This window comes from Acinetobacter sp. CIP 102637, assembly GCF_000368425.1.
GTDB classification, from domain to species: Bacteria; Pseudomonadota; Gammaproteobacteria; order Pseudomonadales; family Moraxellaceae; genus Acinetobacter; species Acinetobacter parvus.
This window is the reverse complement of sequence record NZ_KB849435.1, coordinates 1,747,065-1,769,414: the sequence shown is the minus strand read 5'-3', so window position 1 is coordinate 1,769,414 and position 22,350 is coordinate 1,747,065. Positions and strand designations below refer to the sequence as shown.

At 40.9% G+C, this 22,350-nt stretch carries 22 protein-coding genes; 9 read left to right on the top strand and 13 right to left on the bottom strand.

Annotated elements, in window-relative coordinates; genetic code table 11:
- Positions 1 to 40 precede the first annotated feature (40 nt).
- Complete coding sequence (locus F967_RS11500; RefSeq protein ID WP_004683142.1) at positions 41 to 724, top strand: glycosyltransferase family 25 protein; 684 nt, start codon at positions 41 to 43, stop codon at positions 722 to 724.
- A 19-nt stretch (positions 725 to 743) separates the two neighbouring features.
- On the opposite strand, the gene F967_RS11495 is transcribed toward F967_RS11500, so the two are convergent.
- Positions 744 to 1,616 carry a lysophospholipid acyltransferase family protein gene (locus F967_RS11495; protein ID WP_034423063.1) on the bottom strand — a complete coding sequence of 291 codons (873 nt, stop codon included), beginning with the start codon at positions 1,614 to 1,616 and terminating at the stop codon, positions 744 to 746.
- Between the two features lie 5 nt (positions 1,617 to 1,621).
- The gene (locus F967_RS11490) at positions 1,622 to 1,843 is read right to left on the bottom strand and encodes a hypothetical protein (RefSeq protein WP_004664817.1); all 222 of its coding nucleotides are present in this window, start codon (positions 1,841 to 1,843) and stop codon (positions 1,622 to 1,624) included.
- A gap of 212 nt (positions 1,844 to 2,055) precedes the next feature.
- Between F967_RS11490 and F967_RS11485 the strand changes: the two genes are divergently transcribed.
- Positions 2,056 to 2,310: a type II toxin-antitoxin system Phd/YefM family antitoxin gene (locus F967_RS11485; RefSeq protein WP_004683137.1), complete on the top strand. Its 255-nt coding sequence runs from the start codon at positions 2,056 to 2,058 to the stop codon at positions 2,308 to 2,310.
- Complete coding sequence (locus F967_RS11480; RefSeq protein ID WP_004757184.1) at positions 2,307 to 2,564, top strand: Txe/YoeB family addiction module toxin; 258 nt, start codon at positions 2,307 to 2,309, stop codon at positions 2,562 to 2,564. Before F967_RS11485 ends, F967_RS11480 begins: the two co-directional genes overlap by 4 nt.
- A 63-nt stretch (positions 2,565 to 2,627) precedes the next feature.
- Here F967_RS11480 and aspS read toward each other — a convergent pair whose 3' ends face one another.
- Both aspS and F967_RS11470 read right to left on the bottom strand, forming a co-directional pair.
- Positions 2,628 to 4,409 (bottom strand): aspartate--tRNA ligase, encoded by a 1,782-nt coding sequence (aspS, locus tag F967_RS11475; RefSeq protein ID WP_004800025.1) that lies wholly within the window; start codon positions 4,407 to 4,409, stop codon positions 2,628 to 2,630.
- Positions 4,410 to 4,549: 140 nt separating this feature from the next.
- Entirely contained in the window at positions 4,550 to 5,323 is a 774-nt protein-coding gene (locus F967_RS11470) for a DUF4184 family protein (RefSeq protein WP_004800023.1), read from the bottom strand.
- A gap of 136 nt (positions 5,324 to 5,459) precedes the next feature.
- Here F967_RS11470 and znuD point away from each other — a divergent pair, with 136 nt between their 5' ends.
- Positions 5,460 to 7,520, top strand: a complete 2,061-nt coding sequence (gene znuD / locus F967_RS11465) for a zinc piracy TonB-dependent receptor ZnuD (RefSeq protein ID WP_004800020.1) — start codon at positions 5,460 to 5,462, stop codon at positions 7,518 to 7,520.
- A gap of 79 nt (positions 7,521 to 7,599) precedes the next feature.
- Complete coding sequence (locus F967_RS11460) at positions 7,600 to 9,063, top strand: phospholipase D family protein (RefSeq protein ID WP_155756411.1); 1,464 nt, start codon at positions 7,600 to 7,602, stop codon at positions 9,061 to 9,063.
- A gap of 42 nt (positions 9,064 to 9,105) precedes the next feature.
- Here F967_RS11460 and F967_RS11455 read toward each other — a convergent pair whose 3' ends face one another.
- Positions 9,106 to 9,567, bottom strand: a complete 462-nt coding sequence (locus F967_RS11455; RefSeq protein WP_004800017.1) for a DUF29 domain-containing protein — start codon at positions 9,565 to 9,567, stop codon at positions 9,106 to 9,108.
- Positions 9,568 to 9,616: 49 nt separating this feature from the next.
- Positions 9,617 to 10,063, bottom strand: coding sequence for a hypothetical protein (locus F967_RS11450; RefSeq protein ID WP_004800016.1), 447 nt, complete (start codon positions 10,061 to 10,063; stop codon positions 9,617 to 9,619).
- Between the two features lie 168 nt (positions 10,064 to 10,231).
- Here F967_RS11450 and F967_RS11445 point away from each other — a divergent pair, with 168 nt between their 5' ends.
- Both F967_RS11445 and F967_RS11440 read left to right on the top strand, forming a co-directional pair.
- The gene (locus F967_RS11445; RefSeq protein ID WP_004800014.1) at positions 10,232 to 10,723 is read left to right on the top strand and encodes an RcnB family protein; all 492 of its coding nucleotides are present in this window, start codon (positions 10,232 to 10,234) and stop codon (positions 10,721 to 10,723) included.
- 149 nt (positions 10,724 to 10,872) lie between these two features.
- Complete coding sequence (locus F967_RS11440) at positions 10,873 to 11,235, top strand: RcnB family protein (RefSeq protein ID WP_004800010.1); 363 nt, start codon at positions 10,873 to 10,875, stop codon at positions 11,233 to 11,235.
- 40 nt (positions 11,236 to 11,275) lie between these two features.
- Here F967_RS11440 and F967_RS11435 read toward each other — a convergent pair whose 3' ends face one another.
- The 4 genes from F967_RS11435 to F967_RS11420 form a co-directional block, all read right to left on the bottom strand.
- Positions 11,276 to 11,773: a phosphate-starvation-inducible protein PsiE gene (locus tag F967_RS11435; protein WP_004762051.1), complete on the bottom strand. Its 498-nt coding sequence runs from the start codon at positions 11,771 to 11,773 to the stop codon at positions 11,276 to 11,278.
- Between the two features lie 122 nt (positions 11,774 to 11,895).
- Positions 11,896 to 13,677 carry an acyl-CoA dehydrogenase C-terminal domain-containing protein gene (locus F967_RS11430; RefSeq protein WP_004800008.1) on the bottom strand — a complete coding sequence of 594 codons (1,782 nt, stop codon included), beginning with the start codon at positions 13,675 to 13,677 and terminating at the stop codon, positions 11,896 to 11,898.
- A 161-nt stretch (positions 13,678 to 13,838) separates the two neighbouring features.
- On the bottom strand, positions 13,839 to 15,641 hold the full coding sequence (locus tag F967_RS11425) for an acyl-CoA dehydrogenase C-terminal domain-containing protein (RefSeq protein WP_004800006.1): 1,803 nt from the start codon (positions 15,639 to 15,641) through the stop codon (positions 13,839 to 13,841).
- Between the two features lie 295 nt (positions 15,642 to 15,936).
- Complete coding sequence (locus tag F967_RS11420) at positions 15,937 to 16,296, bottom strand: hypothetical protein (protein WP_004800003.1); 360 nt, start codon at positions 16,294 to 16,296, stop codon at positions 15,937 to 15,939.
- 131 nt (positions 16,297 to 16,427) lie between these two features.
- On the opposite strand from F967_RS11420, the gene baeS reads away from it, so the two are divergent.
- Together baeS and F967_RS11410 are read left to right on the top strand one after the other, a co-directional pair.
- A complete protein-coding gene (gene baeS, locus F967_RS11415; protein ID WP_034431150.1) occupies positions 16,428 to 18,098 on the top strand; it encodes a sensor histidine kinase efflux regulator BaeS in 1,671 nt (556 codons plus the stop codon).
- A gap of 46 nt (positions 18,099 to 18,144) precedes the next feature.
- Positions 18,145 to 18,831, top strand: a complete 687-nt coding sequence (locus F967_RS11410) for a response regulator transcription factor (protein ID WP_004799999.1) — start codon at positions 18,145 to 18,147, stop codon at positions 18,829 to 18,831.
- 68 nt (positions 18,832 to 18,899) lie between these two features.
- On the opposite strand, the gene F967_RS11405 is transcribed toward F967_RS11410, so the two are convergent.
- The 3 genes from F967_RS11405 to F967_RS11395 all read right to left on the bottom strand — a co-directional run bounded on the left by F967_RS11405 (position 18,900) and on the right by F967_RS11395 (position 22,240).
- Positions 18,900 to 19,481, bottom strand: a complete 582-nt coding sequence (locus F967_RS11405) for a L,D-transpeptidase family protein (RefSeq protein ID WP_034431268.1) — start codon at positions 19,479 to 19,481, stop codon at positions 18,900 to 18,902.
- 10 nt (positions 19,482 to 19,491) lie between these two features.
- On the bottom strand, positions 19,492 to 20,934 hold the full coding sequence (locus F967_RS11400; protein WP_004799995.1) for a protein adenylyltransferase SelO: 1,443 nt from the start codon (positions 20,932 to 20,934) through the stop codon (positions 19,492 to 19,494).
- Between the two features lie 136 nt (positions 20,935 to 21,070).
- Positions 21,071 to 22,240 (bottom strand): acyl-CoA desaturase, encoded by a 1,170-nt coding sequence (locus F967_RS11395; protein WP_004799988.1) that lies wholly within the window; start codon positions 22,238 to 22,240, stop codon positions 21,071 to 21,073.
- Positions 22,241 to 22,350: the final 110 nt, after the last annotated feature.

The following is a 22,350-nucleotide window of genomic DNA, read 5'->3' as shown; positions in this document are numbered from 1 at the left end:
TGCCATAAAATACTCCATATATTGATGTTTATAACATCATTTGAGGAGCAGAATATCACTTATAGGAGTTGTTCAAATTTACGGATCCATCTCTGCTTGTCTATTAAGTCATGCTGCATTATGGCAAAAGGCAATCGATGAAAATTTGAGTCATATCGCAATTTTTGAAGACGATATTCATTTAGGAGAAGAAGCTACTATTTTCTTAACTAAAAGTGATTGGATTCCTGAGGGCTGCTCAATTATTAAGTTGGAAGCTTTTTATCCTAAAGTGGGGGTGGAGTCTTCTTTTAGAAGTTTGCCTTCAAAGCGTAAATTATCTTTATTAAAGACCGTACATATGGGGTGTGGTGGCTATATTCTATCGCAGCAAGCAGCTCGTGATTTACTCAATTTATTAGCAACTTATGAACAGTTGATTCCAGTTGATCATATTGTTTTTAAAGACTATATGACAAAGTTCCCTAATCAGATTTTCCAAATGCTACCAGCACTTTGTATTCAAGATCATCTTTTGGGGCAGCATGTTAACTTCCCAAGTTTTTTAGAAAAAGATAGGAACATTCGCAAAGGAGAGTACGAATATCAAATTAAGCCTAAGCTTAACTTTGTTCAAAAAATACAACGAGAGAGACTGAGACTCTCGGCGCAAATAATTAAATTGTTGAAAGAGTTTGTTTTAGTGTTGAAAGGAAAAAGGCTCACAAAAGTTAAGTTTAAATAATCACTTTGAAAAGATAAGATTATTTTTTATATAATTCATCTGAAGCATTCTCGCCCCTAAACCTTTTATATCCCCACATGTACTCTGTAGGAAAGCGGTTGATCATCTGTTCAACTGCTTTATTCAATGCTGTCGTTGCGACTTCAATATTTCGATCATAGAGTTGAAGATCGTTTAGATCGTCACAGTAGACATCAAAACCTTCATCATCTTCGCGACGAAAACAGCTTAGGCCCACTAAACGACACTGGGTTTTTTGTGCCATTTTACTTGCTAATGTGCTCGTAAGGCAGGGAATCCCGAAGAAAGGAACCACAACACCACCTGAAGGTTGGGGCACATGGTCGGGCAAAATTACACTAAATCCACCTTGTTTAAGGTTTTTAAATAAAGCCTTTACACCATTGGCATCAGTTGGAACCAATGTTGCATTGAGTCGCTGACGAGCATGGAGAGCAAAGCTATTAAAGCCACTATCTTTCATCGGTTTGTACATGATGGTGGGGATACCGTATTGGTGTACCCAAGCATTCATCATTTCCCAAGTTCCAAGATGAGGGGTAATAATTAAAGCGCCTTTAGGATCATTGAGTGCATCAGTTAAGACTTCTAAATTATGCACAGTATGAATTTGCTGGATGCTCCACTCAGGAGGCATTGCCCAGCATTTCCCAGATTCGATATAACTGAGACATTGCTTGGTGACGCTTTCCCGAGCCAATTGTTCTTTTTGTTCTGGGTTAAGTTCTGGATAGGCGAGACCAATATTGACGCGGGTTTTCCACAGCATACTTTTATTAGGATTTTGATTGATAAAGTAGGCTGCCACTTTTGCGATACTACGCAAAAATGTTAAAGGTAGAATACGTAGTAGGGTAATGTAAAACGACATGACCATCAGTCTTGCTTATCGGTATTGCCCTTGAGCACCATATAGATCAGTGCCACAAAAATCAGGAGTGCACCCACAAGGCTACTGACACAGAAGTATAAAATGCGCTGGTTGGTGGTCATATTGAAAAGTTCATTGGCGAGGATGTAACGCATAAAGAACCACTGAGCCAGTGAAAACACAATAATTACAATCGTGTGTCGACGTACATCAGGACGCATTGCCATAAGACTGACCTCTCAATAAAAAGCAGCCTATTATGCCACTAGCAGGCATGATCGCAAAGTAAAACTCGAATATAAAAAACTGCATATTTCTGTATAAATATCCCCATTATTTTGGCTCAAAACAGATAAAGTCACTGTTGACTAGATTGAATGATTGATAGTATTGTACTAAAATAAGTACAATTAATTGTACTCAATTAAAAAGGTGCAAAATGAAAGTTGTAACTTATTCCGATCTCCGCAAGAACTTGGCAACTGTACTTGATGGTGTCATAGATGATCACTCTCCTGTACTTGTGACTCGACAGAATAACCAAACAGCTGTATTGATTAGCTTGGATGACTTCAATGCCTATGAAGAAACAGCACATCTACTTAAAAACCCAGCAAATGCAAAGCGATTACGTGATTCTATTGCCCAGATTGAAGCAGGTAAAACCATCAACCGTGAGCTGATTGAAGAATGATTTTAAGCTGGAGTGATGAAGCTTGGGATGATTGCCTCTATTGGCAAGCGACAGATAAACAAACACTAAAAAGAATCAATACCTTGATTAAAGACATTAAGCGATCACCATTTGATGGAATTGGTAAACCTGAGCCACTTAAACACGATCTAGCAGGGTATTGGTCAAGGCGGATTGATAAAGAAAACCGTATCGTTTATAAGGTGACATCTGAATCAATTATCATTGCGATGTGTCGCTATCATTATAATTAACTGAAAAAAATCATAAAAAACCCTGCATTAAGCAGGGTTTTATTCAGCAATCAATTGAAAAAATTACTTTTCTTCAGCTTTTGCTTTTTCGCGTAAACGAATACCAAGGTCACGCAATTGATTTGCTTCAACTGGTGCTGGTGCTTGAGTCAATGGACATTCAGCCGTCTTGGTTTTCGGGAATGCAATCACGTCACGAATCGAAGATGCACCTGTCATCAACATAATCAAACGATCAAGACCGAATGCTAAACCACCGTGTGGAGGCGCACCGTAACGTAATGCATTCAATAAGAAGCTGAATTTCTCTTCTGCTTCTTCTTCACCAATACCTAACGCTTCAAAAATTGCTTTTTGCATTTCTAAAGTATAGATACGAAGTGATCCACCACCGATCTCAGTACCATTAAGTACCATATCGTATGCAACAGACAATGCCGCACCTGGATTTCTCTTCACTTCTTCAACACTTGATTTTGGTAGTGTGAATGGGTGATGCACAGAAGTCCATTTGCCATCATCAGTTTCTTCGAACATTGGGAAATCAACAACCCAAAGTGGTGCCCACTCGCACGTTGCAAGATTCAAGTCATGACCGATTTTCACACGAAGTGCGCCCATCGCGTCATTTACGATCTTCGCTTTGTCTGCACCAAAGAATACGATGTCGCCATTTTCAGCGCCAACACGTTTTAATAAATCGAGTACGATTGGTTCGATGAATTTCACGATTGGAGATTGAAGACCTTCGATACCTTTTTCAAGCTCGTTAACTTTAATATAAGCCAAGCCTTTTGCACCGTAGATACCGACGAATTTGGTGTATTCGTCAATCGCACTACGTGGTAGCGAACCAGCACCTGGAACGCGTAACGCAACAATACGACCTTTAGGATCTTTCGCAGGGCCAGCGAATACTTTGAACTCAACGTCTTGCATTAAGTCTGCAACGTCAACCAATTTCAATGGAATACGCATATCTGGTTTGTCAGATGCATAGTCGCGCATTGCGTCAGCGTAAGTCATACGTTCGAATTTATCGAATTTTACATTCAATAATTCGTTGAACATTTTAACCGTTAAGCCTTCCATTAAATCCATGATGTCATCGTCACTCATGAACGATGTTTCAACGTCGATTTGGGTAAATTCAGGCTGACGATCCGCACGTAAATCTTCGTCACGGAAACATTTAGCGATTTGGTAATAACGATCGATACCACCGACCATCAACAACTGTTTGAACAATTGTGGTGATTGTGGAAGTGCATAGAAGCTACCATTTGAAACACGACTTGGGACTAAATAGTCACGTGCGCCCTCAGGTGTTGCACGAGTCAAGATCGGTGTTTCAACATCGAGGAAACCGTGATCTTCAAAGTAGTTACGAATCAAGTTAGTCACTTTAGAACGGAAGCGTAAGCGATCTAACATTTCTGGACGACGAATGTCCAAGAAACGGTATTTCAAACGAATTTCTTCAGAAATATTGGTGTTTTCGTCATTCAATGGGAATGGAGGTGTTTCAGAAGCAGCTAGAACTTCGATTTCTTTTGCTAAGACTTCAATTTGACCACTCACCATATTGGCATTTTCAGTACCTTCATAGCGACGACGTACACGACCTGTAATTTTTAACACAAATTCAGAGCGTGCTTTATCCGCAGTTGAGAAAGCTTCTGGGGTATCAGGATCAATAACCACCTGAACCAGACCATCACGGTCACGCATATCCAGGAAAATTACACCACCATGGTCACGGCGACGATGAACCCATCCGCATAAAGTCACTGTTTGATCGATTTGGGCTTCAGTTAAAGAGCCACAGTAATGAGTGCGCATCATATTGAATTATTTATCCAAACTATATTGGCTAGAAGGTGAATGCGTAAACAGCGCATCACCAATGAAGGGGAGATTATGCCTTGTTGAACATATTGTCTCAAGTCTTAATCATTTCAACAGAATTTTAAAGCGACGCTTTTTTAAAAAAATGATCTTGTTTGACCTTTTCGATCAAATAATAGTAGCAACAGACATGCTGCTGTAAAAATACAAAGTGCTGTTTGAGTAAATTCGTTAATTGATTTACCAATAAAAAAATATCGTTCGGTGTACCAGAGTTCTGATGAAATATGACGACTATAGTCCCAAATCGACAACAATCCAGCAACTGTTGAAATCATTAAGCTTGTCGTGATAAATGCTTTGATTTTAATCGGTACAGGTTGAGCTAGTTTATGTTTGATGTAATAGCGTTTGCACATCCATAAGATAAAAGGTAAGGCGAGAATAGATGAAGCAATCTGCAAAATAAAATGTAATGGATAATGCAAACCAAAGAGAGAAATATCTTGTGCGAGTAAATCTTTAAAAGCGAAGGTTCGAAAGTCCAGATGGGTTAATCCATCCCAGATTAAATGTGTCGCTGTACCCAAAATAATCGCAAACCAATTCATAAGAATAAAGCCCACTGCATCATCAAAATTGCTGATCTTTATGGGATCTTTTATACCCAGAAAGCGATAACTGACAGGTCGATAAATGAGATACCACAAGAGACAAAAGAATAATCCAATCGGAAGATTGGGGAATAATATGCCAGACCACTGATGTGTTAATGCAATTGTTTCTTGAGTAAATAAACGATGCAGGTCTGGGGTCATACAGCCGATTGCAAGCGCTGCGACAGGCAAATGACCCTTACTCAATTTTGTTAGAGGTGATGCAAGAACAGCGTGAGAAAGAGTAAATGGCATATTCTTGGAGCGTTATAAACATTGAATAATGGATCAGTAGTGTAGCAAATGTTTTTTGTGGTTATGTTTTTTATTGCAAAAATAATGAAATGTTATAATATAACAAAAATAAAGATTGACTGATTTGAGACACGGCATGTCATTTTCTAAAAATATTTTGACTTTATCTATTTTAGCAATAGCCAGTAGTACCACCTTTGCAGAAGAGGAAACAAAGGTTCAACAACTTGCTACGATTGAAATTAAAGCGCACCCTTTAGAGCGAAATGCGACCGATTTTGCTGTCGCAGATCATGTGGTTGAGCAAAAAGAGTTAACTGAAAAAAGTGTAACATTAGGTGATGCCTTGGCTGGTGAGATGGGTATACATACCAATCAGTTTGGCGCAGGTTCAAGTCGTCCAGTGATTCGAGGACAAGATGGTGCTCGAGTCAAAGTGTTGCAAAATGCCTCTGAAAATATTGATGTTTCAATGTTATCGCCTGACCATGCGGTCACGGTTGATCCATTATTAGCAAAGAAAATAGAAGTTATTCAAGGACCATCTACTTTACTGTACGGTGCTGGTACTGTAGGTGGTTTGGTCAATGTCACAGACAGCAAAATTCCGACACAGATGCCAGAAAATGGTTATGAGGGGAATGTTGGACTCCGTTATAACACGGGTAGTGATGAAAAATTAGCAAGCGCGGGTGTTACCGTTGGTTTAGGTGATCAAGTTGCCTTGCGTCTTGAAGGCCTCAAACGTGAAGCCAATGATTATATTGCACCTGATTATTTCCATGAAGGCGAAAAAGAACGCCGAGTCGATAATACTTTTGCCAAAGGGCAAACTATAAATGTGGGTCTATCGTGGATTTATGATCGTGGCTTTACGGGTATTTCATATAGCAATCGTCAGGATCAATACGGCTTGCCAGGACATAGCCATGAGTATGAAACTTGTCATGCACATCTTTCAGGCAAGCCGCACTTACACTGTGGAGACCATAATCATGGTGATGAGGATGATCATGACCATGAAGAACACGCACACGATGCAGGTCCGTGGATTGACCTGAAATCTGAACGTTATGATGTGCGTACCGAACTGAATGATCCGTTTGTGGGCTTTAAAAAATTACGCGCACAAGCGAGCTATACAGATTATCAACATGATGAAATCGAGGAAGATGCCATTGCGACCCATTTTAAAAACAAAGGCTATGATGGACGTTTAGAGTTGGTACACAACCCACTGGGTGCATGGGAGGGTGTGATTGGTACACAGTACGGACAACAAAAGCTGGAACTGACAGGTGAAGAAGCCTTTTTGGCACCAAACACCACCAAAAAATGGAGTGTATTCGCTTTGGAACATGCCCAGTTGAATGATGTGCATGTTGAGCTGGCGGCACGTGCAGACCAGCAAAAAATTAATATTGATGATGCAACGAAAAAAGATTTCGACGGTTCAGCCTTTTCTGTTTCTGGTGCCGCTAATTGGGAGTTTGCACCAAACTATAAACTTTCTTTGGTTACCTCACATCAAGAGCGTTTACCTTTAGCACAAGAGTTATATGCTAATGGTGGGCATTTCGCCACCAATACCTATGAACTGGGCAATGATCAACTTGGCAAAGAGAAGTCGAATAATGTGGAACTGGGTTTCCATTATGATGATCAGGCCTTTGATTACCATGTCCATGTGTATCATAACTGGTTCGATGACTATATCTATGCCCAAACCTTAGACCGTTATAAGGACTTCCGTCTGGTGCAATATGCACAGGACAAAGCCAGGTTCTATGGTGCGGAAGCGGAAGCAGGCTATCAAATTTCACCGATCTATAAACTCGGTGTATTTGGTGATTATGTGCGTGGCAAGATCGACAATAAAAATGCACCATGTGTACCCGCAGGTCGTTTAGGTACAAAAGTGAATGCAGACTTTGATGATGGTTTTAGCGGTTCAGTTGAGTATTACCATGTATTCCAACAAGATAAGATCGCAGCTTATGAAACCGATACACGAAGTTATAACATGCTCAATCTGGGTGTGGCGTATTCAGGTAATTATGGCAATGTCAGCGATTATCGGGTGTTCCTGAATGCCAATAACCTGCTGGATGATCAGGTTTATCAACATGCATCATTCTTATCAACCATTCCACAGGTGGGACGTAATTTTAGCGTTGGTGTGAATTTTAGTTTCTAATTTGTCACTTAAATCTTATTGAAAAATCAAAGCATAAGCTCTAGCCTTAACCCATTAGGCTAGGGCTTTTTCTGTTTATATGCGTATCTTCCAACGAATTCATCAAAAATTAAACTGGTCAGGTCGACGTTACATGGCAGTCATATTGAGTATTTTTGCGATTGGGTATATTGCTTCGGCAATTTACCACACAGTAAAACCACTCCCAAAAGGGCTGGATTTTACGGGACAACTGCGCCATGCCAATGTGAAATTTCTGGCAGATCAAACCTATATGGATACGAAGGGTCAGCAACAGGTAGACCAGCATATTTTTAAAGAAATTTTTCAACTGATTGATCAGGCACACACCACAATTGTGCTGGATATGTTCCTGTTTAATCAGGAAGTTGGAAAATCTAAAGTTAAACAGATTCCTTTAACGCAGCAACTGACTAATGCATTGATCGCAAAGCGTCGTCAAGACCCAAATATTCAGGTGGTTGTCATTACTGATCCAATTAACTCGGTTTATGGTGGAATAACGCCTCAACACTATCGTCAGCTTCGTCAAGCAGGCGTAGATGTGATAGAAACAGATTTAAAACCTTTGCGTGCTTCAAATCCATTGTGGTCGGGTTTTTGGTATATCTGTTGTCAAAATTTAGGCAATAATCCTGAAGGTGGTTGGTTAAGTAATCCCTTTGGGAAGGATAAAGTGACCTTACGTAGTTATTTGGAGTTGCTCAATTTTAAAGCCAATCATCGTAAAACCTTAGTGGTCGATACGGCTCAAGGCTGGAAGAGTTTAGTGACCTCAGCGAATCCTCATGATGGAAGTTCACATCATAGTAATGTCGCACTGGTCGTGGATGGCCCAACCGCGATTGATGTATTACAAACTGAGCAAACCGTTGCGAATATGTCACAAGGTTCAAGCCCTTTTGTGATTATGGGTGGGCTGGTGGAAGATAAGCGCTTGCCACAGGTGCAGCTACTGACTGAAAAAGCGATTTATGATGCAGTACTTAAAATGATTCATGAGGCCAAGCCGAAAGAACATCTGGATATGGCCATGTTCTATCTGTCTGAACGAAATATTATTGAGGCGTTAAAAGAGGCTAAACAGCGTGGTGTAAATATCCGTATCATGCTTGATCCAAATAAAGATGCATTTGGTCGTCAAAAGAATGGTATTCCAAATCGCCAAGTGGCTTCAGAACTGAATGCGGTAGGCATTCCAATTCGTTGGTGTGATACCCATGGTGAACAATGCCACAGCAAAATGCTGGTCAAATACAATGCCCAGCAAGCTGAGTTGATGCTAGGTTCAGCGAACTTCACCGCACGTAACCTGAAAAATTATAACCTTGAGACAGACATGCGCGTTTTAGGTTCAGCACAAGCACAAGTGTTTAAAGATGCAGGACAGTATTTTGATGCTGCTTGGAATAATGCAAATGGTCGCCAGATCACGGTTGATTATGCGAAATATGCAGATGAATCGAAAACCAAGTATTGGCTATATCGTTTTATGGAATGGTCGGGATTGTCGACTTTTTAGATCTAAACACGCTCTAATTGACAATTAGAGCGTTTTATATTGTTATTTAGACTCACTATCATGATGAGGAAAAAAGTCATCTACAAGGATTTGTTGCGTTGTCCAGATGGGTTGTTCTGGGAAGATTTTAATATCTAGTCCAGTTTCACTCACAGCTTGATATAGCGCAGATTGCCAGATGTCATTAAACCACTCAGTATCATTGAGTGAATTTTTTAAGCTTGGAGAATCTTTAATCACACGACCAATTCTTCTTCGTTGCTCATTGATGGTATTTGCCCAGCTTCGGCTTTGATAATTGGGTTGGAATGTCCATTTGAGCAAGTGCATCACAAGAATAATCATGCGACTTTCAAGTTCCCGTTTTTCACTTCTGCCCATGGCCTCAATTTCCTCAACCAGATTTTTAATATCTAATTCGTTTACTTTACCTGTTTTGAGTAATTCAGCCTGAGTATTCAGCCAGCCAACAAAGTCTTGTTCGTAAGTATATGCGGTTGTCATGACAATACCTCATAACGAGCTTCTGGGAAGATTTGATCTTAACATGCTTTTAAGAATTCGGTGGAATCAACTGATCTAAATCTTTATCTGCCAGCTGATCGAGTTCACTAAGATCCGTTTTGATTTTCCACTGGCTTTCATCTTCCACAGGCGTTGGAAGTCGTGCTTCCAGCCAGTCACACACTACATCAGGACTAAACTCAGCATGATTACATTGAATCACCCAAGCTAAAAAGTCTTTGGCTTCACCATTCATATAAGGAGGAGGAGAGACAGGAAAGAACTGGGTCGGCAGGCGTTCATTGGTGGATAAATAATTCAGTACATGCCCAAGTTCCTGAACGGTCTGCCATGCCAGAGGATGCTCAACATTAATATTAAATTTAAACCACCATGCATGTTGACCATCTGTGCCATGTGCAACGATGCGAGCTTCCTGCACACTTGGAACCTTACAGAAAAATTGATAGAGACGATCAAAATTCATTTCAGACACTGACATTGCCTCAAAATTGAAAAATGGATTCTAGCATATTCTTAATCTGAGCAAGAAAATCCCTCCTTATTTCATCCTTGATTTGCCCTGAATGGTATCGAATGGTAACAGTCATTGCTGGTTTTTTACTCTAAAATAGAAATTAGGATTTGATGATGGGAGAGGGTAATGTTGCGATCTAAATACGATGTTTATGCTTTTATCAGTGTGTTGAGCTGTCTCCCCGTAATGGTCTACGCCGATAATGCCTGGAGCGGCTATAGTGGGGTGGAGCGCCGTTCCTCGCATCAAGCTTCGCCATCTTACCAGCAGCCTGCACAGGACCCATTTGCCTTTTCAAATCAGCGCTATACCCCCACTGCGCCACCAAAAGGCTATTATTATCAGCCCTATCAAAATAATAACCACTCTTACCCCAACCATCGCCCAAGCGTTCGGATTGAATATTATCCAGATACCCAATATCAGGGCAGTTATCGCCGTGAGTCTTTTGTAGTAGGGAATGAGCTGCCTGGTGAGTTTCGTAGTGAGCGTTATGTGGTTCGTGACTGGGATTATTATTCCTTGCGTGAGCCGCCACGCGGTCGACACTGGGTTATGGTGGATGGACGTTATCTCTTGGTAACCGATGATAATTTCACCATTGAAATTATTCGCTGATTTTTGGGTATTTTTGAAATTGTTCCTTGATGATGGCCTCCATAATTTCTTGGATTTCATTACAAAGCTTTGCAATGTCGCTGGATTTGTTCATGGTTTCTCCTTGAGTTTCTCTTAATCTGGATTCAGGTCAAACAGAGGATCAAACAATGAAAAAGACAGCAATATTACTTGTATCAACCTTAATGCTTGGTGTTTCTGCATCTGCGATGGCAGATTCAAATCGTTGGAACAATCATCACGATTATAAAGATCGTTACGATCATCGCTATGACCGCCATGATCATCGTGAAGCCCGCTGGTCAAATGGTGATCGTGGCAACCACTATGGTCAACGCATAAATCTTAAACGTGGTGAACGTTTACCTTCAGAGTTCCGTAGCAACCGATATATGATTTCCAACTATCGTATGCACCGTTTATATGAACCACCACGTGGTTATAACTGGATGCAGGTACAGGGCAAATATGTACTCGTGGATTCAAAATACCGTGTCTATCGGGTTGCATAACATGAGTGATCAAACCAGGCATCAAGCCTGCTTTTTTTATTTATGCAAGTTCGTCATCTTGTGGTCGTGGTGTCTTATTTGCAGGAAGTTGTTGTTCCTGCTCTTTGCCTCGGATCACAGAGGGGTAGTTCCATGAAGCAAAACGCACCACTAAAATAGCCAAAGCCAGAATTAAAATAGAACCCGTAATAATCACCTGATCCATTGAGGCCTTATGATTATGCTGAATATCAGCAATCAGTAAACGGGTCAGTGCGGTAATTGCCACGTAAATCAAAAAGCGCACGGGCATGTGATTGGTCTTGAAATAAATCCCAACCATCGCCCCCAGTTCAAGATAGATAAATAACAGCAGAATATCGTCAATGCTTGCATATTGCTTAACGGTCAGGATTTCAATCACCGTATGCACGGCTGACCATGCGATCATACAGCCGATAATAAACAGCGCCAAATAATGAAAGGCTTCGACCGCATAGTGACCTAAACGGTCGAATAGACGTTGTAGGTCTTCAAGTTTCTCTTTTGAACTAGACATGGAAATTTAATGTACTCAACATGATCATAAAAATGGATGCAATTTTTATGCTGATTTTACAACGGTCATAAAAAAACTGCCTAAACCAATTGGTCTAGGCAGTTTGCATAACCAGACTAAAATTAAGCCTGATTAGTGAAGTAATCTTCGCTGAAGTTCATGATCAAGTCAGAACCTGCTTTAATCTTCGCAAGGCGAGAATCAAGTTCTGGCAAAATACGGTCAACAAAGTACTGTGCCAAAGCAAGTTTGTTTTGGTAGAAATCACCAGACTTGTCTTTTGCAGCAGCAGCAATCTTAGCAAACATATAAGCAAAGCTAAGTAGACCAACTGCATGTAGATAATCCACCGCAGCAGCATTCGGGAAATCTACATTTTCAGCTGCTTGCTCAATAATGAACTGAGTAATTGCTTCGATTTCAGTTGCAGCATCTAAGGTTGCATCTTTAATGAAGTTCAAGTCTGTGTCCAGTGCATTGGCAAAGTCACGGATTTCAGCGATATATTCAGCGATGAAAGCACCGCCACACTTAATCGTTTTACGACCAATTAAGTCCTGAGATTGAACGCCGTTTGTCCCTTCATAAATTTGAGAAATACGAAGATCACGGATGCACTGTTCCATACCCCATTCACGAATATAACCGTGACCACCAAATACCATTTGCGCATCTAAAGTTGCTTGGAATGCAGTATCTGTGAGGTAAGCTTTTGCAATTGGTGTTAACAGCGCGACACGGTCATTGGCTTTTTTCACTGCTTCTGCATCAGTAGAGAATTTAGTGATATCAAGCTGTTGACCTACATATACTGCAAATGCACGAGATGCTTCATTATTTGCACGTACATTCAATAACATACGACGAACATCACCATGAACTAAGATGCTATCCGCAGGTTTGCTTGGAGATTTAACACCAGAAGCACTGCGACCTTGTAAACGATCAGTCGCATATTGAGCTGCATTTTGGTAAGCAAATTCAGAAGCGCCAAGACCTTGGATACCCATTGATAAACGTTCATAGTTCATCATCACGAACATGGCTGCAAGACCTTCGTTTTCTTTACCAACCAGATAACCTTTTGCCGCATCAAAATTCATCACGCAGGTTGCAGATGCCTTGATTCCCATTTTATGTTCGATTGAACCAGAACCAACAGGGTTACGCTCACCTAAAGAACCATCTGCATTTACAATGTATTTCGGCACGATGAATAAAGAAATACCACGAGAACCCGCAGGTGCATCAGGTGTTTTTGCAAGAACTAAGTGAATGATATTTTCAGCGAGGTCGTGATCACCACCTGTGATGAAAATCTTAGTACCTGTAATGTTATAAGTACCATCTTCGTTGCGTTCAGCTTTAGTTTTAATAATCCCTAAATCTGTACCAGCATGCGGTTCAGTTAAGCACATCGTACCTGACCATTCGCCAGAGTAGATTTTAGGTAAATACGTTTCTTTCTGTTCTTGTGATGCATAACTGCTTAACGCCATGCCTGCACCGACAGACAGTAGTGGATACAACAAGAATGATGGGTTGGTGGCAAAGAGCATTTCATCTGACAATACTGTCAGCATTTTTGGCATGCCTTGACCGCCCCATTCCTCATCAGCACCTAGGCCAATCCAACCACCTTCAGCGTATTGACGGAATGCTTCTTTAAATCCTGCTGGTGTGAATACTTCACCATTAACCCAACGTGCACCTTCTTCATCACCAGTACGGTTTAACGGATGCGTCACGTTTTGGGCAAACTTTGCCATTTCTTCTAAAATTGCTTCGGCGGTTGCAGCATCTACATGAGCAAGATTCTCATTAGACTGCCAGAATTGTTCTGCTTTAAATACATCATTTAAGATGAATTTCATGTCTGCTAAAGGTGCATTGTAAATTGGCATAATCATTCCTTTTTACGCACAGGTCATGTGCAAAGTGATCAAATAAAACGAACAAATAAATTGAATAATGTAAATTTAGCATTGATTAAACAAAAAAAGGACGGTCAAAACTGACCAGTCCTTTTTCTGTGATGAACGTTGCATCTCACTCTAATCTATGATTAGAACGCGAAGTGTTCCGCATCAAGTTCAAACAATGGCGCAACACCAGTTGAAAGTACATCTACATGTGAGCGAACACGTGGCAAAATCTTCTTGAAGTAGAAGCGAGCAGTCGTTACTTTTGCATTGTAGAAGTCAACGTCAGTGGTGCCTTCAGCCAGTTTCTCCTGAGCAACAAGTGCCATACGTGCCCATAGGTAAGCAAGTGTGACATAACCAGAGAAGTACATGTAGTCAACCGCAGCTGCGCCAACTTCATCAGGGTTTTGCATTGCGCGCATACCGATTTGCATGGTGATATCGCCCCATTCTTTGTTTGCAGCAGCCAATGGCGCAATGAATTCCTGCATTGCAGCATTGTCTTTGTTTGCTTCAACAAATTTATGGATGATCTTGGTGAAATCTTTTAACATTGCACCTTGAGTTTGCAATACTTTACGACCTAACAAGTCAAGTGCTTGAATTTCAGTAGTACCTTCGTATAAGCAAGCAATACGTGTATCACGTACGATTTGCTCCATACCGTGCTCAGAAATAAAGCCATGACCACCAAATACTTGCACACCGTGGTTTGCAGATTCATAACCAGTTTCAGTCAAGAACGCTTTAGCAATAGGTGTTAACACAGACAAGATGTTGTCAGCAAACTTACGCTCTTCTTCAGTTTCGCCTTTTTCAACGACATCTGCATATTGAGCCAATAAGTAAACCAGCGCACGACCACCTTCAGCAAATGCTTTTTGAGTTAAAAGCATGTTACGAACAGCAGGGTGAACAATAATTGGATCTGCTTCTTTTTCAGGCGCTTTAGGACCAGAAAGTGAACGCATTGCTAAACGATCTTTCGCATATGCTAAAGCACCTTGGAAAGAACCTTCAGATGCAGCAAGACCTTGAACGGCTGTACCAATACGTGCAGTGTTCATGAATGTGAACATGCAGTTTAGGCCGCGGTTTTCTGGTCCGATCAAGTAACCTTTTGCTTTATCAAAGTTGATCACACAAGTTGCGTTACCATGGATACCCATTTTGTGTTCGATCGAACCACAACGTACAGCATTGCGCTCGCCAACTGAACCGTCTGCATTTACAAGGAACTTAGGTACGATGAAGAGCGAAATACCTTTAGTGCCTTTAGGTGCACCTGGTAAACGTGCAAGAACAATGTGAACAATATTGTCAGCCATGTCATGTTCACCAGCAGAGATAAAGATTTTCTCGCCAGAAATTGCATAGCTACCATCATCATTTGGTTCTGCTTTAGTACGAATAATACCTAAGTCTGAACCAGCATGAGATTCTGTTAAGCACATTGTACCTGTCCAAACACCTGATACAAGGTTTGGCATATACGTCGCTTTTTGTTCATCAGAACCATGGTGTTCAATTGTACGAACAGCACCATGAGAAAGACCTGGGTACATACCCCAAGACCAGTTTGCTGTACCCACCATCTCAGAAATTGTGATTCCTAGAGAGTTTGGTAATCCCTGACCGCCAAACTCTTCATCAGCAGAAAGAGATGGGAAGCCAAGTTCGATGTATTTTTGATACGCTTCTTTGAAACCAGTAGGAGTCGTTACAACACCATCATTCCAGGTACAACCTTCACGGTCGCCTGATTGGTTGATAGGAGAAAGTTCATTCTCACAGAAATCAGCTGCTGCTTCTAAATATTGATCAACCAATTCACGGCTTACGGTGCCTTGAAATGCAGGAAGTTTTGCGTAATGTGCTTCAGCATTTAATAATTCGTGCAATACGAACTGCATATCACGTAAGGGTGCTTTGTATTGTGGCATAGCATTTTCCTCAATACTGGTTAAACCAGAGTTATAATCTTAGTCAATGATAAATGTGCCCAATGGCAGCATTTTGTACCGCTAATCGTGCAGCAAGTCATCGTTCGGTACAAGCTTTTACAGGTCATTTCTGAGTGACTGCTAAGTCAAAGTTTGTGGTTCAACCTGTTTAAACATATAGATTGTAGGTGATTTTTTAGGTTTTAACTCGAACTGCATGTCGAAAATCGTAAGCAGCTGTGTAGACAAAAAAAGGGCGCTTAATGCGCCCTTGAGGAAGAGGAGGGAGAGGTAATTAAGCCTGACGTTTAAAGTTGGCCTGATCTGGGGTAAAGCGCACTTCGCATGTCCCCTCAATGGTACGGTTGTTCCATTGGATGTTGACACGGTCACCAATACGTTTGCCCTGACAGGCTTTCTCGATCTGTGCTCTCTGTAGTCGATGTTCTTCACGCATTTGTTCTCGCTGTTCTTGACGTTGTTCGCGTTTAGCTTGCAGTTCCGCACGCTGTTCAGGGGTTGGCGCTTGACGTTGCATTTCGTGGCGGTGGCGATCATGATTCATTCCCTGTTCTGAAGGTGTTACTTGGCAGGCAGCCAAACCTAAAACAGAACCGAGAAGAGTTGTCATTAATACAATTTTTGTCTTGTTCATTATTTTATCCTGCGTAGTCAGTTAAGATTCGATTGTTAAAGATTAGATAATAAAGATGAAGAAAGAATGGAGAGTTTTTTTGAACCATGTTGGTTACAATCCATAAATAGAACACTATTGAGATTTCGCTTTTGAATGTTCGTCGCATGCCTTTAGCCATACGTTTATTTTTAACGGTATTACTCACTACCTTAGTGATTGCAACAATCAGTTTAGGGGTATTGCATTGGACCATGCAAAAGAACTTTGCACGTTATGTTGCTGATGTGGAAATGCAAAAATTAGATCGTTTGATTGCGAATCTAGGTAATGTTTATACGGTTTATCATGACTGGGGGAATGCCATTCAGGCGCAGATTTTACAAATTGAAGGGAACGCAGCACCTGATGATTATGATCGCTTGTCTCAGTGGTGGTTGCGCCGTCAGTATGATATTGCTTTACAGCAACGTTATTTTAATGACCATACCTTATTATCGCTTTCACCCACTTTAGCTCAAAACAACACCGAATTAAAAAATCGTCAGATTTTTAATGATGAAGAATTAAAGATTCTTAAACAAAATTTACCATCAGAATATCAACCCTTTGAAGGCTTACGTTTTCCTTTGAGTCCGAGCCAATTTCGAGTAAAGAAAGATGCGAAAGATGACGAGCAAGAGAGCAAATCTAGTTCATCATCTGAACACGTTAAAAAGCGTTTTGTATCAATTCCAGATCGTTTAGGTTTAAGTTCAAGACTGTCTTTATATGATGAAAAACACCAATTTATTGTGGGCGAACCTGCAACTGATCAAATAGCCTACCGTCCAATTTTGGTCGATCAAAAAGTTGTGGGTTATCTCGGCTTAAAACCCGTATTGGACCAGGATGATGCATCAAGTATCAATTTCTTTAGTAATCAAAAGCGTTATTTGCTTTTAGTTTATGCCTTAACGGTGCTTTCCAGTTTGGTGGCTGCATTATTGATGGCAACTTATTTTAAAAAGCCAATTCAACGTTTGCTCAATGCGACGTTGGAATTAACGCGTGGAAATTACCAACATCAGGTTGTGATTAAGCGAAATGATGAGTTGGGAGATTTATCTAATCAACTGAATCATTTGGCTGATATTTTGCATCAACATGAGGAATCGCGCCGTCAATGGGTCGCAGATACTTCTCATGAATTAAAAACACCTTTGGCTGTGTTACAAGCACAGATTGAAGCGATGCAGGATGGAATTCGTAAAGCAACCCCCGAGCACCTTGATGCAATGATGCGTCAAGTGAGTAGTTTAAAGAAGCTAACACAAGATTTGGCGGATTTGGCACAGGCAGATGCGCAGCAGTTGAAATGCTATTTTGCTGAAGTCAACCCTTGGGATGTGGTGTTGCAGGAGGTTGACAACTTTAAATCGACTTTTGAGCAGAATCAGTTGGAAGTTTCACTGTCAGGTGAGGGTGCGTTGTTATCTTTAGACCGTGACCGCTTTAAACAGATTATCGTCAATTTGTTAGGGAACTGTGTGCGTTACACGGAACAGGGTGGAAAAATACAGATTCACACTCAACAAAATGAGCATGAATGGGTACTGTATGTGGATGATAGCCCATTTGGGGTAAGTGATGAGCAGTTGGCGCGTTTAGGCGAGCGTTTTTATCGTGTGGATGACTCCCGTACCCGTAGCACTGGCGGAACAGGTTTAGGTTTGGCTTTGTCTTGTAAACTTGCGCAGGCTTTAGGTGGTTCACTTGCTTTTAATCATTCACCTTTAGGTGGATTGCGTTGTGTGCTGACTTTCCCAAAACAGATCAAATAACTTTTTAGCTCCTCTTTGCTTGAGGATAATGGATAGGATGAAGACCATGAAACACATTATGGTGGTTGAGGATGAGGTTGAACTGGCAGAGCTGGTTCGGGATTATTTGGAGGCGGCTGGTTTTGAGGTCAGTATGTTTCATGATGGTCAGGATGCTTATACCCAGTTTCAACAACGTAAACCCAGTCTCATGATTTTAGACTTGATGGTTCCTCGTATGGATGGTTTAACCATTTGCCGTAAAGTACGTGAACAGTCTGATTTGCCGATTATCATGGTAACAGCACGGACTGAAGAAATTGATCGTGTTTTAGGCTTAAATATGGGTGCAGATGACTATATTTGTAAACCATTTAGCCCGAAAGAGCTGGTTGCGCGCGTACAGGCGGTGTTGCGCCGTTTGGAGCGTAACGCTGAACCTGAACAAGATGATTTATTCCGTATTGATAAGGCGCAGCAACGCATCTGGTATCAGCAAAAAACACTCACTTTAACACCGACAGAATTCCGTTTATTGGAATTGTTTTTGGAGCATTTAGGGCAGGTGTATTCACGGGCGCAACTATTGGATCATATTAACCCTGACAGCTTTGATGTGGCGGATCGGGTGATAGACAGCCATATTAAAAACCTGCGTCGCAAGATCACTGAGGCGGCTGAAACGGGAAATCGTCATGAATGGATTCAGGCGGTGTATGGAGTGGGTTACCGCTTTGAATATCCTGATGAGTGAGTAACTTTGTTTTTATCCTGTGGATAACCACAACATCATCCACAGAAAATGTGGATAGTTTTAAAAAATTATGGATGAATATTGATCTTTGTATGATTGGAGACGAGTGCCCATATTTCATCCATATCTGAATTAGTGACAGCAATGCAGCCCAAAGTCCAATCTTTACGAGGCATATATGTTGCACTTAAAGGTAATGAAGCTGCCCGTGTAGGCACTGTTCCATGAATCATAACGTCTCCACCTGTAGATTGATGCTGCTGTTTGGCGAAAGCAAGATCATTTTGATTTGGATAGGAAATATGCAAGGATTTATAGTAAGCACTTTTGGGATTACGCCAGTCGATTGAATACGTCCCTTCGGGTGTTTTGCCATCACCTTCAAATTGTTTATGCCCGATTGGGTTAAAGCCTAAACGAATCGGATAACTTCGAATCACTTCATCTTGATGTTTCAATTGTAGAAATCGTTGGCTTTTAAATACTTCAATTGAAGTCACGGGTTTAGTTTGATTGAGCTGTTGTATCACTTGTGCTGAAAGAGGTTTGTGTGTTGGTGTGAATGTAGGCAGAAACTTTCCATAATGATAAAAAGCCAGTCCACTGAAAAGAGTTGGTATTATAAATCCAACTACAAACCTGAGTTTCATCATTGATTTTCTACGATGAACAACTTACTGAAATTTCAGGCACATTACTTGGTAAAGGTGCAGTATCTTGTTCAGTTTCCAACTCAGGCTGTTTTTGATAAGGCTGATTGAGTAGCTTAAATAAACGTTCAACCTCACTAAAATCACCACGTTCGGCTAGTTCAATCGCTTTTTGTGCCATGTGGTTGCGTAAGATATAATGAGGGTTAGCACTTTGCATAACTCGATCTAACTCGTCTCTCTCTTGAGTTTTGCGAATCTCCTGATATTGATGGAGAAAAGCATCAAACTGACGTAGATCTAAACAATCATCACGGAGGGCTTTATATTCCTTGTTCTGTAGGCGAATAAAACTTTGCGTATAGTCGAGTTGTTCCGTTTGTAAAATCCGTAAGAATGCAAAACTACAATCTAAACTGTCTTTATGAAAATGAGGAAGTCCCATTTTTTGGCTTAAACCCTGACCATAATGTTCTAAAAAGATTGGTTCAAATTGTTCTAAGCAAGTTGCTAAATCTTGTTTGAATTGTTCTTTATGCTCAGGCGTAGCTAAAGGAATAAGATTGTTCAACCATGTCCACAAATTCCAATGTCCAATACTCGGTTGGTTTTGATAGGTATAACGACCTTGATAATCCGAGTGGTTATTAATCCAGTTCGGGCGGAAACGCTCCATAAAGCCATACGGACCAAAATCTAAGGTTGAGCCTGTAATATTTAAATTATCGGTATTCATGACTCCATGCGCAAAACCGACCAATTGCCATTTGGCAATCATAATGGCAGTTCTTTCAACCACCGCCTCAGTGAACGCCAAAATAGGATTCTCTGCTTCTAAACATTCTGGATAATGCCATTCAATACATTTTTGCGTAAATTCAGTTAAAAGTTCAGGGGCATATTGGTTGATCCACTCAAAATGACCTAAACGAATATGACATTCAGATGTGCGTAATAACATTGCACCAAGTTCAAGAGTTTCACGTTGTACACCTTGTGTCGATGTAGTAAAACCGACTGCATGACTTGAAGCGACACCAAGTGCATTCAGTGCATGTCCAGCCAGATATTCACGAATCACCGAACGCAATACCGCACGACCATCACCCATACGTGAATAGGGGGTTGAACCCGCACCCTTAAGATGAAGATCAATAGTTTGTCCCTGCCGATTGAGAATTTGTCCAATCAACAAACCACGACCATCACCCAACTGTCCAGCCCATTGTCCAAATTGATGTCCTGCATAGACCATTGCCAAAGGAGGAAATTCAGCAAAGGTTTTTTGTCCGCTACAAATCTCAACCCAATTGGCTTTATCCTCTACATTCCATTGCAACTCATTTGCCAAAGCCTCATTGAAATGACCTGCTTTTGCACCACGTAAAGGACTTGGTTGTTGCTGATGATAGAGTTTTGAATTAAGAGATGGATAGCGAGGATTGAAATGCATAGGTCAATATCATGGCAAGAAGCTGAATGATGACTATAACAAAGATAGGTCTAAAATAGTGAATTGTGGTTATGAACTGAATATTTAAATAAGCATAAAAAATGGCCTCTAAAGAGACCATTTTATTGAGTATTTTTTATTCTGAAACAGGCGCTTTTTTGATGTTACGCATCAATGTTTCCAAACATTCACGATGGTGAGCAAGACGATGTTCAAGCAACTGGAAATCAACCTTAAGCTTATGATCCATTTGATGGATTTTTTCGGCCATTGCTGCTTTTTTTGCTTGTAGCTCTTGCTCTTTTAACTTCGCCCAATCGTTTAGAGTTAATGTAAAAGCTTCATATTCTTGAGCAATACGTTGTTTCATTTGCAAGATGTCAGTATTGACATCATGACCATAAATCGCGAGATCTTGTTCAGCATATTTAAACTTCATCGCAAGTTCAGCTTTCTGGATATTAAAGCTTGGAATACGACGTAAATTTTTAGCCAGACCAAGTTTAGAGCTGGTCCAGATCAACCATTTGGTTGGGTCGTATTGCCACCATTTTACCCCATTACGGTAGTCGTACTGGAAAATGTGATGGTAGTTATGATATCCCTCACCCCAAGTGAGAATCGCTAGGATAAAATTATCACGTGCGGTATTTTCATCAGTATAAGGACGTTTACCCCACATATGGCACAGTGAGTTGATGAAGAATGTCACATGATGGCTAATGATCAGACGTAGTAAACCACCCAGCAGAACGACACCCCAAACATCGCCGACTGCCCAGCCAACACCACCCAATAAGCCCACATGAACTGCAATGACCATTGGCACATAGTATTTATGCTGGAACATCACCAGCTTGTCATTAATTAAGTCAGGTGCATTTTTGTAATCAGGTTCAGAGGGTGAATGGTCGCGAATCATCCAGCCCAGATGTGCATACCAGAAACCACGTTTGATTGAATACGGATCCTGATCGACATCATCAACATGACGGTGATGGGTGCGGTGGCCTGAAGCCCAAAACAGGATACTGTTCTGGACAGCGAAAGTACCGCCAATCATCAACAGGATTTTAAGTGGTAAAGCGGCCTCATAGGCACGGTGTGCCCAAAGACGGTGATAACCTGCTGTAATTCCCAGGCTGCTTAATGCCAAAAGAAAAAATAAACTGACCCAGGCACTTACACTAAAATCATAATAATAAGCGTATAAAGGGATTAGAATAATCGCAAGAATTGGTGTTCCAATTAAGGTAATGCTAGCAGTCCAGTTAATGGGTGCTTTTTTGAGTGGGGCGGAAGTCATATCCGTCAGCGCTCCTAGTAACCTTGTTTGTACAAGATAATAAAACTAAACGAGATAGCAAAACCAATCACAACGATATATTGCTATTTTATTATTGATATTAGCACGCC

Coding starts and splice junctions, on each gene's coding strand:
- F967_RS11495 (WP_034423063.1), bottom strand. CDS start 1,616: ATGTCGTTTTACATTACCCTACTACGTATTCTACCTTTAACATTTTTG.
- F967_RS11430 (WP_004800008.1), bottom strand. CDS start 13,677: ATGCCAATTTACAATGCACCTTTAGCAGACATGAAATTCATCTTAAAT.
- F967_RS11460 (WP_155756411.1), top strand. CDS start 7,600: ATGCGTATCTTCCAACGAATTCATCAAAAATTAAACTGGTCAGGTCGA.
- znuD (WP_004800020.1), top strand. CDS start 5,460: ATGTCATTTTCTAAAAATATTTTGACTTTATCTATTTTAGCAATAGCC.
- F967_RS11405 (WP_034431268.1), bottom strand. CDS start 19,481: ATGAAACTCAGGTTTGTAGTTGGATTTATAATACCAACTCTTTTCAGT.
- F967_RS11420 (WP_004800003.1), bottom strand. CDS start 16,296: ATGAACAAGACAAAAATTGTATTAATGACAACTCTTCTCGGTTCTGTT.
- F967_RS11410 (WP_004799999.1), top strand. CDS start 18,145: ATGAAACACATTATGGTGGTTGAGGATGAGGTTGAACTGGCAGAGCTG.
- F967_RS11490 (WP_004664817.1), bottom strand. CDS start 1,843: ATGGCAATGCGTCCTGATGTACGTCGACACACGATTGTAATTATTGTG.
- F967_RS11395 (WP_004799988.1), bottom strand. CDS start 22,240: ATGACTTCCGCCCCACTCAAAAAAGCACCCATTAACTGGACTGCTAGC.
- F967_RS11400 (WP_004799995.1), bottom strand. CDS start 20,934: ATGCATTTCAATCCTCGCTATCCATCTCTTAATTCAAAACTCTATCAT.
- F967_RS11425 (WP_004800006.1), bottom strand. CDS start 15,641: ATGCCACAATACAAAGCACCCTTACGTGATATGCAGTTCGTATTGCAC.
- F967_RS11480 (WP_004757184.1), top strand. CDS start 2,307: ATGATTTTAAGCTGGAGTGATGAAGCTTGGGATGATTGCCTCTATTGG.
- F967_RS11470 (WP_004800023.1), bottom strand. CDS start 5,323: ATGCCATTTACTCTTTCTCACGCTGTTCTTGCATCACCTCTAACAAAA.
- F967_RS11455 (WP_004800017.1), bottom strand. CDS start 9,567: ATGACAACCGCATATACTTACGAACAAGACTTTGTTGGCTGGCTGAAT.
- F967_RS11440 (WP_004800010.1), top strand. CDS start 10,873: ATGAAAAAGACAGCAATATTACTTGTATCAACCTTAATGCTTGGTGTT.
- F967_RS11445 (WP_004800014.1), top strand. CDS start 10,232: ATGTTGCGATCTAAATACGATGTTTATGCTTTTATCAGTGTGTTGAGC.
- F967_RS11485 (WP_004683137.1), top strand. CDS start 2,056: ATGAAAGTTGTAACTTATTCCGATCTCCGCAAGAACTTGGCAACTGTA.
- F967_RS11435 (WP_004762051.1), bottom strand. CDS start 11,773: ATGTCTAGTTCAAAAGAGAAACTTGAAGACCTACAACGTCTATTCGAC.
- aspS (WP_004800025.1), bottom strand. CDS start 4,409: ATGATGCGCACTCATTACTGTGGCTCTTTAACTGAAGCCCAAATCGAT.